Below are 12,203 nucleotides of genomic sequence, written 5' to 3' on the forward strand. Positions count from 1 at the left end.
GATCCACGCCCGATGGCGCGGTGATACCGTTGTCGGGCCGGATCGGTCCAACCAAGGACAAGATCAATCTCACCGATAACGGCTGTACCGCTGTTCCTCAGCCCCGAGATCGGCGGGCCCGCGGGCCTGACGAGGTACTTCCGTACGCTGAAGGACCCGATCTCCCGGATGGACCGCCGGCACCCCCAGCTCAACGACTGGACCCCGAAGGAGAAGCGCGACACCACCACCCCCGTGGCCATCGGCGGCGACCTGCGCGTGCTCACGACGGGCCAGGCGCTGCACGCCAAGGACCGCGAGCAGCTCATCGTCTGGCTGCTCGCCAGCAAGACCGGTGCCGAACGCATCCGGGCCGGCCTGCCCAAGACCTGGACGATCGGTGACAAGACCGGCACCAACTCCGACGGGTTCGGCGGCGGCAACGACATCGCCGTCATCTGGCCCGAGAAGGGCGCCGCTCCTCTCATCATGGCGATCTACACCCACCGCACTCCCGGCCTCGCCACTGACAACAAGACCATCGCGAAGACCGCCACCATCCTGGCCCGAGGCCTCGGCAAGCTCTGAGAACCCGAACGGGCTCTGCGGAGAAGCCCCTGAACAGGGACGACCTGCTCGGGGGCTTCTCGATTGTCAGGATGTCCGCGGCCCCGGCCGACCAGCCGGCTGCGGATCTGACGGGCAGCCCTGTGCCCGGCTGCCAGGATCAGAGAGTGGAGGTGAGCCCCTCCGCGATCTTCTTCAGCTCGGCGGTGACGGCCTCGGGGCCGGAGAACTCCTTGGCGTACGTGGGGCTGAACATGATCTCGGCCCACTGCTTCTCGCCCATTCCGAGGAAGAGCGTCGGGGTTCCCTTCATGCCGTCCTCACCGACGTCCTGCACGACCAGATAGCCGGTTCGATCGCCGATGGTCACCTCCTCGCCGTCCCCCTCGTCGCGGTACCCCTGGATCCGTCCGGCGATCTCCTGGACGGCCGCCTCCTCGTACATGTAGATCTGGACGCAGTAGAAGCCCTCCTTGTCGCCCTTGTAGTCGTACGAGGTCGAGTACCTGTTGCCGTAGTCCACCGACCAGTGCGACCACCGCAGCCGTTCGGGCAGGTACCCCACCTTGACGTGCCCGAACTCTTTCCCGTCCCCCAGGTCCCCGAGCTCCGGCGGGTCGGACGGCAGGGCAGGGATGTCGTCGATGGGGGGTGGCTCCGGCGCCACGGAGGCCGTGACCTGCGTCCCGGTCGTGGCCACCGAGCCGACGCTCAGGTACGCGACGGGCGTGGCGGCCACGACGGCCACGGACGCGGCCACCGCGGCGGTCCAGGCCCTTCTCCTCTTGACCCGGGAGGAGCGCACCACCCGCTCCGCCAGGTCGGACGCGGCCTGCAGCCCCGCGGTCTCGGCCGCCATGAGCCGGCGGATCTCGTCCTCAAGCATGGGCATTCCTGATCACTCCTTCCACTGTTTCCGTGCCGAGCGCCGAACGGAGCTTGGCCATGGCCTTCGACGTCTGGCTCTTGACCGTGCCGACCGCGCATCCGAGCACCTCGGCGGTCTGCGTCTCGCTGAGGTCCTCCCAGTACCGCAGGACGATCACTGCTCGCTGCCGGGGCGGCAGAGCACGCAGCGCCTCCATGAGCACATGCCTCAGGTCGGTGTCGGTCGCGTGGGCCGACCTCTCCGGAGGGCTGTGCATCGGGATGATGCTGAGGATCGCCCGGCGGCGGGCGCGGCTGATGGCAGCGTTGACGATGACGCGACGCACGTAGGGCTCAAGGGTTTCGTGATGGACCCGGTCCCAGTTCCGGTAGGTACGCTCCAGCGCCGTCTGCAGCACGTCCTCGGCCTCCGCCTGGTCGCCACACGCGAGATAGGCGACCCGCAGCAGGCTGGTGGCACGTGCGGCCACGAAGGCGCTGAAGTCATGTTCCACGCCGCTCACGGCTGTCTGTCCGATTTCACGCCTCCTAATACGCCTCGGCCTTCGCCAGGGTTGCCCGTTCGCGAAGAACATTCCGCGGGCAACCGTTCGAGGGAACCCAGGCGTATAGACAGTCGTGACTTCGCATCCATGGAGGAAACATATGAAGTTCGCGACCGCACCGGCCCGGCAGCTGATCACTCTCGGCGTCAGCCTGGCCGTGGGTGCCACCGTCCTGGGCGCGCCGGCGACCGCCGCAGCCTCTCCCCCTGAGGGCGCCTACTGGCATACCAGGACGCTGACGACGACCACCCACCCCTGGCAGTTCGGCACCAGCTCGGACCCCTACTCGCTGGTCCAGCAGGAGATCGTGGAAAGGTGGAGCGCGCCCGACGGCAAGTCGTGGTTCGGATACCGGGAGCTGGGGACTCTGCCGAAGAGCGCGACGGACAAGAAGGCATGGCAGCGTGACGGCTCCCCTTCCCAGTGGAGCGAGTCGATCGACGGCAAGACCGTGAAGTTGTCCACCCAGCCCGCCAAGGGCAGCCTGAATCCTGTGGAGCAGCAGGGCCCGAACTCGTTCGAGCTCGCGGGGCAGCGGTTGACCTACGAGGAGGTCCAGCGACTGCCCGCCGACCCGAACCGCCTGAAGGACTGGCTCACCAAGGCGAGCCAGGTCGGCCGGATTCCGGACAACCTCATCGGCAGCTCGCTCACGACGACCCTGCCTCAGATCCTCCACGACCTTCCCGCTCCTAAGGAGGTCCGCGCCGCGGCCTACCAGGCGCTGCTGACGATGCCGGGCGTGCGCGCCGACGGCAACGCGAAGGACGGCCTGGGCAGATCCGGCACCGCCGTCCTGATCGACAGGACGAGCGAGGAGAAGAGCACGAGCTCGTCCAGGATGAGACTGGTCGTCGACACCAGCAGGATGGTGCTGCTCTCACAGAGCGGGACGGTCAAGGTCAACGGCAAGGCGCTCGTGCCCAAGAGCTACGACCACACGCTGGTCGAGGCCGGCTGGACCGACTCCCAGCCGGCCGTGCCGGCTCTGCCCTGACAGGCGGCACACGGGCGGCCGTGCCGGCCGCCTGTGTGCTGGCCGTCGCCACGGGCCTCCACGACCTCTCCCCCGGCGCGATCGCCGCCGTCATCAGTGCCATCCGCAGCCGCCGGTCTCGACGGCCGCCCCTGCCCGCCCCACGCTTACCGCGTGCTCGCGTGGGGCGGGCGTTGATCCCTGGGCGGGCGGTGATCTTCGGGTACGGCGTGTGCCCGGCCAAAGGCGCTGCTCGTCAGCTCGCCGCTTGGGCTGCGGCCTGGAACGGTGCCCGGTCGAAGAGGAATCGGCTGTAGGTGATCTTTCCGTTCTTGACGGTGACGCACTCGGCGCCAGGCGCGCTCGGCACGGGGATGCTCTCGGTGTCGTACATGACCAGTGCGGTCTCCTCATCACCGAAGGCCGCGATCATCTTCGTGCTGAGGAGAGTCTGCGCGAACGGCGCCAGGAAGGCGCGGTACGCCGAGGCGCCCTCGATGCGCCCGGCCGGGGCGTCGCAGACGATGTCGTCGGCGATGTAGGTCATCGCCTTCTCCAGGTCCTTGCTGGTCCACGCGTCGTGGTAGGCCAGCGCGGTGGTCAGGGCGGGGCTGGTGTGGTCGGTCATCGGTGTTCCTCTCTGGTCATCACGAAGTCGCGCGTCTTCTCGAGGAAGGCGACGCAGGTGTGTTCGTCAGTCGGGATGAGGCGGACCTTCCCACATGGGACGCCCGCCGCGTGCCGCGCGAGCATCCGTTCGAATCCCGGGTCGATTCCCGTGGTGTCCATGTAAGTTGAGACACCGCCGTCGCCATGAACGGAACGGGGAAGGGATCGACAGTGACCGAGGCCACACTGGCGCGCGCCCGTGCCGGCGACGGCGACGCGTTCCGTGAGCTCACCGAGCCCTACCGCGGCGAGCTGCACCTGCACTGCTACCGGATCCTCGGCTCGCTGACCGACGCCGACGACCTGCTGCAGGAGACCCTGCTGGCGGCCTGGCGCGGCCTGGACACCTTCGCCGGCCGGGCATCGCTACGGGCCTGGCTGTACCGCATCGCCACCAACCGATGCCTCAACGCCCTCCGCGACGGCCGGCGCCGCATCCCAGCGGAGCCGGTCCCGCCCTTCGACCCTCCCGAACCCACGCGCCGCGGCGAAGCGACCTGGCTCCAGCCCTACCCGGACGCGCTACTGGAACAGATACCCGACGCCGAGCCCGGGCCGGAGGTCCGCTACAACGGCAGGGAGGCGGTGGAACTGGCGTTCATCGCGGCACTGCAGCAACTGCCGCCACGCCAGACTGCGACGCTGGTGCTACGCGACGTGCTCGGCTACTCCGCTGCCGAGGTCGCCGACATGCTGGTCACCACCGAGACCGCCGTCAAAGGCACCCTGCAGCGCGCCCGCGCCACACTCGACAAACGCCGCGGCGACGTGACCTTGGCTCGACCCGGCTCCGCCGAGGAGCGCGACCTCACCAGGCGCTTCGCCGACGCGTTCACCGCCGACGACATCAACGGCATCGTCGCCCTGCTCACCGACGACGCGTGGCTCGCGATGCCACCGGCACCGCACGAGTACCACGGTCCGGACGCGATCGTGGCGTTCCTGCGCGCCAGTACGGCCTGGCGCCCCGGCCGCCCGTTCAAGCTCGTCGCCACCCGCGCCAACACCCAGGCCGCGTTCGGCTGGTACCTCGCCGACCGCACCCGCCCGATCGCCCACCCGGCAGGGCTGATCGTGCTCACGCCAGGCCCGCACCAGATCCACGTCATCACCCAGTTCCTCGACAGCGACCTTCCCCTCCGGTTCGGACTGCCCGCCACGGTCACGTGGTAGCCCCGCCATCAGGGTGCGGTCTCACGGGCGTCGCAGGGCAGCGAAGTCTTACGGGGGACTCCGCCTCTCGCCGTCGCTTCGGGAGGCACGCGAGCCCCTCGACCCCGGCGGGCTGGTCCCGGGCTCCTCCAGGAACGGCGTGCGGGACCTGCCCGCTCCCCTGCTGTCCGCCCTGGCCCTGGCGGCCGCGATCGGGCTGCACCTGAAGACCCGCGACGCTGTGATCAGCGTCCTGGGCGCCACCGCCTTGCACGTGGTGCTGTCGACCCTCTGGCATGCCTGAAGATCCGCCGCACGACTGCGGTCGTCTCGCGCGTACGCAGCCGAAGCCCCAGGACCACGGCCAGACCGAAGGTCACGAGGAGGGCCGCGACGGCGAAGGTCCAGTGAGTTCCTCGGGCCACCTCCGCTGACGCGGCTGTGGTCACATCACTCGTGCCGGCGGCGAAGGCGAAGACCGCACCCATGACCGACGCGCCGGTCATGAGCCCCAGGTTGCGGGAGAGGTTCAGCATGCCCGACACCAGGCCACGCTGCGTCGGGGAGACGTCCTTCATGACCGCCGTGTTGTTGGCCGCCTGGAACAGCGCGTAGCCGGCAGTGACGGCGACCAGCGGCAGGACGTACCCGATGACACCGGCCGCCGTGGGCATCAGGGAGAGCACCACGGTGCCGCCGATGATGCCGCACAGCCCGACGACCACCATCGTCTCTGCTCCGAAACGATCGGTGGCGCGGCCTGCCGGGACGCCGGTGAGAGCGGACACCGCCGGGCCTGCCGACATCGCCAGGCCGACGAAGGCCGGGTCGAGGCCGAGTGCCAGGGCAAGGTGGAAGGGGCCCACGACGAGAGTGGCCATCATGACGGCCGATACCAGGGCGCTTGTCGTCAGGCCACCGGCCAGGACGGGGTCGCGCAACATCGACAGGGTGAGCAGCGGGGATGAGACCCGGCTCTCGGTGATGACGAACAGGGCCAGGCCTGCCCCCGAGGCGACGAGCAGTCCGATGGCGAGGCGGCCGAACGAGTTCCCTTCGATCGTCATGGCCAGCGCGTAGGCGCCCAGGGTGATCGCCAGCAACGCCGTACCCACAGTGTCGAACCGCCGCCGGGCGGACCCGGCCGCCGGGGCCGAGCCGGGCAGCAACCGGAAGCTGAGCGCGAGCGCGAGAAGGCCGAGCGGCACGCCGGCCAGGAAGATCGAACGCCAGCCGAAGACCGCGATCAGGACCCCGCCGAGGGAGGGCCCCAGCGCGGTGCCGACCGCCGACATCGTCCCGAGCAGCCCCATGACGCTGCCGGTGCGGTCCTTGGGTACCGTGTCACCGACGAAGGCCATGGTCAGCGCCATCATGCACGCGGCGCCGACTCCCTGGAGCGCCCTGGCGGCGACCAGGAGGGGAAGGTTCGGGGCCAGAGCGCACAGCAGCGTCGCGAGGGTGAACACGGCGATGCCGGTCAGCAGGAGGCGACGTCGGCCGGCGAGGTCGCCGAGTCGGCCCACTCCGACGATCAGTGTCGTGACGGCCAGAAGGTAGGCGATCACAACCCACTGGACCTCGTTGAACGCGGCGCCGAAGGCCACCGCCATGTTCGGCAGGCCGACGTTGGCGATGCTCGTGCCAAGCGAGGGCAGCAGCATGGACAGCGACAGTGCGGTGAGAACCCAGGCCGGTGATGGACGGCGCGCGGGCGATGTCTGCTGAGCCTCGATGCCGGGAGGGGTCGCTGATCTCAAGATGATGGCCTCTTCCTGGAGTCGAGGGGGGTCGCAACGAACGTAGATCCCGTTTCGACCTGGCGGAAGACGCAAAGATGGAAAGCCATGTGTGCATGGAACGCCATGTCACGCCGAGGTGTGAGAAGGTGTGCCCATGGCCAGGCCCGATCTGAACTTGCTGGTCACGCTGGACGTCCTGCTCGAGGAGGGCAGCGTGACGAGGGCGGGAGAACGGCTTGCGCTCAGTCCGTCCGCGATGAGTCGCGCGCTCGCGCGGTTGCGGCGAGCCACGGGTGACCCGCTGCTGGTGCGGGCCGGCCGAGGGCTGGTGCCCACACCCCGCGCCCTGGAGCTGCGCGACCGCGTGCGCGGCCTGGTCCAGGAGGCCGAGGAGGTGTTGCGGCCGGCCGAGAAGCTGAATCTGGCGACGCTGGAGAGGACTTTCGCGTTGCGCACCAGCGACGGATTCGTGGAGAGCTTCGGACCCGCGTTGGTGGCCAAGGTGGGCAGAGAGGCCCCTGGCGCGCGACTGCGGTTCCTGCAGAAGACCAAGAAGGACGCGGGTTCCCTTCGAGACGGCGGTGTCGACCTGGAGACGGGCGTCGTCGAGCACGCACTGGCTCCGGACGTGCTGAGCAGGCCCCTGTTCACCGACCGGTTCGTCGGGGTGGTGCGGAGCGAGCACCCCCTGAGCACCGGCAAGGTCACGACCGCCCGGTACACCTCCTCGCGACACGTGCACGTCTCGCGGCGCGGTCTGACAGAGGGGCTGGTGGACGAGGCTCTTCGCCCGGCGGGCCGCGGGCGGGAGATCGTGACGGTGGTGGACGGCTTCAGCGCCGCGTTGGCGTTGGCGAAGGCCTCGGACCTGGTCGCCACGGTTCCTGAGCGTCACACCGAGAACCTGCGGCAGGGGATGTGCACCTTCGAGCTGCCCTTCCGCGCTCCGGAGGTGACGGTGTCGCTGCTGTGGCACGTCCGGCTCGACGCGGACCCGGCTCACGGGTGGCTGCGCGACTGCGTCCTCGACGTGTGCCGCTTCGACGGAGGTTGATGGCTTGGCTGCCAGGGGGGTCCCAGTAGCAAACGGCGAAAATCCAACGGATATAGCTCTGGCCTGCGGTTACTTAGGTTCTACCGGCGTTTGTTGATCAGCACAGCTACGGTTCGTCATGGTTTGTGTCCTGTGACGTGCGGGGTGGTTGATGGCGGCGCGGTTTCTGTCGGATGAGCAGTTGGAGCGTCTTCGGTCGTTCCCGGACATCGGGCGGGAGGAGTTGAACAAGTACTTCACGTTGACGCCGCGTGAGCATGGGTTCCTGGATGCGCCGGGCCGGGGCCCGGAGGCAAGGTTGGGGCTGGCTGTCCAACTCTGTTCGTTGCCGTGGCTCGGCTATATCCCCGACGACCTCCTGGGCATCCCGCAGGCAGCGCTGATGCGGCTGGCGGGCCAGATGGCGGTGTTCCCCGGGATGCTGGAGCAGTACGACAGGGCGGTGCGGAAGCGGCCGCAGACCCGCAGTGATCACCTGAAGCTGGTGATGAAGTACCTGACGTGGAAGAACTCGAAGCCGGGCAGCATCCAGTGGAAGGAACTCGAGCAGTTCCTGCTGGACCGGGCGATGGAGCACGACACCCCGTCGCTGTTGTTCCAGCAGGCGGTGGAGCATCTACAGGCCGCGCAGGTGGTGCGGCCCGGGGCGGTCACGTTGATGGAGCTGGTGACCACTGCCCGGACGGCTGCGGGGAAGCTGACCACCCAGAAGGTCGGGCATCTGCTCACCGGGCCGATGCGGGCCGACCTTGACCGGTTGCTGGTGGAGAATGCGGAGATCGGTACGTCCCGGCTGCGGTGGCTGACGACGCCCGCGGTGGAGGCGAGCGCTCCGGCGATCGGGGTGTCGGTCGACAAGCTGCTGTACCTGCGGGCGATGGACGCCCACCAGCTGGATTTGTCGATGCTGCCCAGGGAGCGGCGCCGGTTCCTGGCCACGGTGGCCCGTCGTTCCACGGTGCAGGGTTTGGAGCGGCGGGAGGAGCGCCGCTACCCGATCCTGCTGTCTCTGGTCGCGCAGTCCGCGGTCGATCAGCTGGACGAGGTCATCGCTTTGTTCGACCAGGCGGTGTCGGCGCGGGAGTCCCATGCCAAGGCCAAGACGGACGAGGCTCTCGCCGAGCGGGCCAAGAAGGGCGAGGCCCGGCAGCTGCTGATGGACGTGATCCTGCCGGTGCTGAACGATCCGGGGATCGCGGACGAGGAGGTCGGCGGGCTGCTGCGGACGCAGATCGGGTTGGAGAAGCTCCGCGAGGTCGCTTCGGTGTCGTGGAAGCCGCTGCCCCGCGACCACGGGCGGCTGGCGGCGTTGGAGGCGTCCTATACCTATCTGCGCCGCTTCACTCCCAAGGTGCTGTCCACCGTCGACTTCCACGGCGGGCCGGGCGCGCAGGATCTGATGACCGCGTTGGGGATGTTGAAGGAGCTGAACCGGACCGGTGGCCGCAAGGTCCCGACCGGGGCGCCGACGTCGTTCGTGCCGCCCCGGTATACCGACTATTTGGCCAAGGCGCGCAAGGCGGGTGATGAGACGGCGTTGCGGCACTACTGGGAGCTGTGCGTGGTGCTCGCGCTGCGGGACGGGCTACGCAGCGGGGATGTGTTCGTGCCGGGCTCGCGCCGGTACGCCGACCCGGGCACCTACCTGTTCACGCCGGAGCAGTGGGAGGGCAAGCGGGCGGAGTTCTGCCAGCTGGTCCGCAAGCCCGCCGCCGCCTCTGAGGCGATCGACCAGGTCAAGGAAGAGCTCCACCAGGCTCTGGAGGATCTGGAGGAGACCCTGGCGAACGCCTCGGCGAACGATGTCGGCGCGGTCCGTCTGGACGAGGAAGGGCGTCTGGTCATTCCGCCGCTGTCGGCCGAGGACATTCCCGCGGAGGCCAAGGCGCTGCGGGAGGAGCTGGCGGGGATGCTGCCGTTCGTGCCGATCGCCTCGCTGCTGATTGAGCTGGACGTCCGCACGAAGTTCTTGGACTGCTTTACTCACGCCGGCGGCCGGAAGATCAACCTGTCGGTGGAGACCCGCCGCAACATTCTCGCGGTCCTCATCGCGGGTGCCACCAACCTCGGGTTGACCCGGATGTCGGAGGCGTGCGGGGTCTCCTACGACACCCTCGCCTGGACCCAGGAGTGGTACGTGCGGGAGGAGACGCTGCGCGAGGCCAACACGGTGCTGGTCAACCACCATTACCAGCTGGAGCTGGCCAAGAAGTTCGGCGGCGGCACCATGTCGTCCTCCGACGGGCAGCGGTTCCCCATCCGTGGCAGGTCGTTGACCGGCCGGGACATGAACATCCACGGCGGGAAGGTTCTGTCGACCTACACGCACCAAGCAGATCGTGCCGACCACCCGCGAGGCCAACTACACCCTGGATGAGTTGCTCGGGAACGAGACCGATTTGCCGATCCACGAGCACGCGACCGACACCTATGGCGCCACGCTGGTCAATTTCGGGTTGTTCGACCTGGTCGGCAAGGCGCTGACGCCGCGGATCCGCGACCTGGGAAAGATCACGATGTTGCGGGTCGACAACCCGAACGCCACCAACGTGCTGTACCCACACGCCGGGCCTTTGCTGGCCGACCGGTGGAACGAGGACCTGATCCGCGGCACCTACGACGACATGCTGCGGATGGCCGGATCGCTGAAGTTCGGTGAGGCGACCGCGTCGCTGGTGGTCGGGAAGTGGTCGGCGGCCTCCCGGCAGAACACCCTCGCCGCGGCGATCAAGGAATGGGGGCGGATCCGCAGAACCATCCACGCCGCTCGGTATCTGTCGGATCCGGTGTACCGGCGGAAGATCTCCCGGCAGCTGAACAAGGGCGAGTCCCTGCACGCGCTGCGCCGGGACCTGCACTACGCCCAGCAGGGCACGATCGTCCGGCCGCATCTGCAGGACCAGACCGAGCAGTCCTGGTGCCTGACCATCTTGACCAACGCGGTGATCACCTGGACGACCGAGTACTACGGCATGGGGATCGCCGAGCTGCGCGAGCAGGGCCGTGAGGTTCCCGATGAGCTGCTGTCGTTCATCGCGCCCGGTCACCGGGAGAACATCAACTTCTTCGGGTTCATCGAGGTCGACATCGAAGGTGAGGTCGCCAAGCTCGACGAGGGGTGACGGCCGCTGCGCCCGACGCTGGTGAACGAGGCTGGCACCACCTTCCTGCTCAATCCCTGAGCGTGTATCAGGAGGGCAGCGGCCAGGACGGTCCTGAGGGCTGGTCGAGCCAGATCCGCTGGGATCCCGGCTGGACGGTCCATACCGAACGCCGACCAGTGCGGCCGCCCGGCCGTGCACCACCAGGTGTGCGCGGCCTCGATCTCGTTCCACACGGCGCGCGGTCCCGCTTCCAGGGTTTTCCAGGCTCCGGCGCCGTCCGGGAAGACTCGTGCCCATTAGCCGTCTGCGGTGGTGAACACGAGGGTCTGGCCGCCGTCGGGTTCGTTCTCGCCGTGCGCGGTGACGTCGGGCAGGTGGAGGTGGGCGAGTGGAGGTGGGCGATGAACCCGAGATGGTTTCAGGATTCGAGGAAGCGCAGTGCCGCGGCGACGAATTCGTGGTGGTGTTGCCGATGGTCCGGTAGATGTTGTTTCGTTAGGTCATCGTGACGACGACCTTGCCGGCCTTCGCGCGTCCTGCCTCGACGTAGGCCAGCGCTTGCCGGGTTTCCCTGAACGGGAAGACGGTGTCGACCACGGGCCGGATCTTGCCCGCGTCGATGAGCGGGGTGAGTTCGCGGAGCTGGTTGCCGCTGGCTTTCATGAACAGGAACGAGTAGCTGACGCCGTGACTGCGGGCGCGGCGGCGGGTCTGGAAGCTCAGCGCGGACACCACGAGCTGGATGATCAGATTGGATCCGAGTTCCTTGCCGACCGCGGCGTCGGGCGGGCCCGCGACACTGATGACCTTCCCGCCGGGCTTGAGCACCTGGAAGGACTTGGTGAGGGTCTCGCCGCCGAGGGAGTCGAGGACCACGTCGTAGTCGTGCAGGACCGTCTCGAACGCCTGCTTCTTGTAGTCGATGACGACGTCCGCACCCAGGGTCTTGACCAGGTCGATGTTGGCGGTGCTGGTGGTCGTGGCCACGGTCGCGCCCAGGTGTTTGGCGAGCTGGATGGCGATGGTGCCCAGGCCGCCGGAGCCGGCGTGGATGAGGATCTTCTGGCCCGGTTGGAGCTGTGCCCGCTCGACCAGGACCTGCCACGAGGTCAGGGCGACCAGGGGGAGGGATGCGGCTTCTTCCATGGTGAGTGTGGCCGGTTTGATCGCGACGTCGTCCTGGTGCACGGCGATGAGTTCGGCGAACGTGCCTATCCGGTCCTTGCCGGGCCGGGCGTACACCTCATCGCCCACCGCGAATCGGGTGACGGCCGCGCCCACCTCGACCACCACCCCGGCCAGGTCGTTGCCCAGGATGAACGGGACCCGGTAGGGCAGGATCGTCTTCAACTTCCCGTTCCGGATCATGAGGTCGAGCGGATTGACGCTCGCCGCGTGGATCCGGATCAGGACGTCGTCGACGCCGACCCGCGGGTCCGGCACCTCACCCGCCTGAACACTGGCTTCGCCGCCGTAGCTTTCGACCATGAAGGCCTTCATCGTCGTCTCCCTTTTCGTTCTCTGCTG

9 protein-coding genes and 1 pseudogene are annotated in these 12,203 nt (G+C 68.3%); 5 read left to right on the forward strand and 5 right to left on the reverse strand.

Annotated elements, in window-relative coordinates:
* The first annotated feature begins 108 nt into the window (after positions 1 to 108).
* Complete coding sequence (locus ABFX55_RS05190; RefSeq protein WP_346118301.1) at positions 109 to 567, forward strand: serine hydrolase; 459 nt, start codon at positions 109 to 111, stop codon at positions 565 to 567.
* A gap of 139 nt (positions 568 to 706) precedes the next feature.
* Here the strand turns inward: ABFX55_RS05190 and ABFX55_RS05195 are convergent, their stop codons facing one another.
* Both ABFX55_RS05195 and ABFX55_RS05200 read right to left on the reverse strand, forming a co-directional pair.
* Positions 707 to 1,438 carry a hypothetical protein gene (locus ABFX55_RS05195; RefSeq protein ID WP_346118108.1) on the reverse strand — a complete coding sequence of 244 codons (732 nt, stop codon included), beginning with the start codon at positions 1,436 to 1,438 and terminating at the stop codon, positions 707 to 709.
* Complete coding sequence (locus ABFX55_RS05200; RefSeq protein WP_346118109.1) at positions 1,425 to 1,937, reverse strand: SigE family RNA polymerase sigma factor; 513 nt, start codon at positions 1,935 to 1,937, stop codon at positions 1,425 to 1,427. The genes ABFX55_RS05195 and ABFX55_RS05200 overlap by 14 nt, the downstream gene beginning before the upstream one ends.
* Positions 1,938 to 2,079: 142 nt before the next feature.
* Between ABFX55_RS05200 and ABFX55_RS05205 the strand changes: the two genes are divergently transcribed.
* Entirely contained in the window at positions 2,080 to 2,976 is an 897-nt protein-coding gene (locus ABFX55_RS05205) for a hypothetical protein (RefSeq protein WP_346118111.1), read from the forward strand.
* A 235-nt stretch (positions 2,977 to 3,211) separates the two neighbouring features.
* Here the strand turns inward: ABFX55_RS05205 and ABFX55_RS05210 are convergent, their stop codons facing one another.
* Positions 3,212 to 3,583: a nuclear transport factor 2 family protein gene (locus tag ABFX55_RS05210; protein ID WP_346118113.1), complete on the reverse strand. Its 372-nt coding sequence runs from the start codon at positions 3,581 to 3,583 to the stop codon at positions 3,212 to 3,214.
* 212 nt (positions 3,584 to 3,795) lie between these two features.
* On the opposite strand from ABFX55_RS05210, the gene ABFX55_RS05215 reads away from it, so the two are divergent.
* On the forward strand, positions 3,796 to 4,797 hold the full coding sequence (locus ABFX55_RS05215; RefSeq protein WP_346118115.1) for an RNA polymerase subunit sigma-70: 1,002 nt from the start codon (positions 3,796 to 3,798) through the stop codon (positions 4,795 to 4,797).
* Between the two features lie 224 nt (positions 4,798 to 5,021).
* On the opposite strand, the gene ABFX55_RS05220 is transcribed toward ABFX55_RS05215, so the two are convergent.
* Positions 5,022 to 6,536, reverse strand: a complete 1,515-nt coding sequence (locus tag ABFX55_RS05220) for an MFS transporter (protein WP_346118117.1) — start codon at positions 6,534 to 6,536, stop codon at positions 5,022 to 5,024.
* A gap of 136 nt (positions 6,537 to 6,672) precedes the next feature.
* On the opposite strand from ABFX55_RS05220, the gene ABFX55_RS05225 reads away from it, so the two are divergent.
* Both ABFX55_RS05225 and ABFX55_RS05230 read left to right on the forward strand, forming a co-directional pair.
* Positions 6,673 to 7,572: a LysR family transcriptional regulator gene (locus tag ABFX55_RS05225; protein ID WP_346118119.1), complete on the forward strand. Its 900-nt coding sequence runs from the start codon at positions 6,673 to 6,675 to the stop codon at positions 7,570 to 7,572.
* A 151-nt stretch (positions 7,573 to 7,723) separates the two neighbouring features.
* Positions 7,724 to 10,694, forward strand: a pseudogene (locus tag ABFX55_RS05230) (Tn3 family transposase).
* Positions 10,695 to 11,171: 477 nt separating this feature from the next.
* Here ABFX55_RS05230 and ABFX55_RS05235 read toward each other — a convergent pair.
* On the reverse strand, positions 11,172 to 12,176 hold the full coding sequence (locus ABFX55_RS05235; RefSeq protein WP_346118121.1) for an NADP-dependent oxidoreductase: 1,005 nt from the start codon (positions 12,174 to 12,176) through the stop codon (positions 11,172 to 11,174).
* Positions 12,177 to 12,203 lie beyond the last annotated feature (27 nt).

This window comes from Nonomuraea roseola, assembly GCF_039535395.1.
Lineage (GTDB): Bacteria > Actinomycetota > Actinomycetes > Streptosporangiales > Streptosporangiaceae > Nonomuraea > Nonomuraea roseola.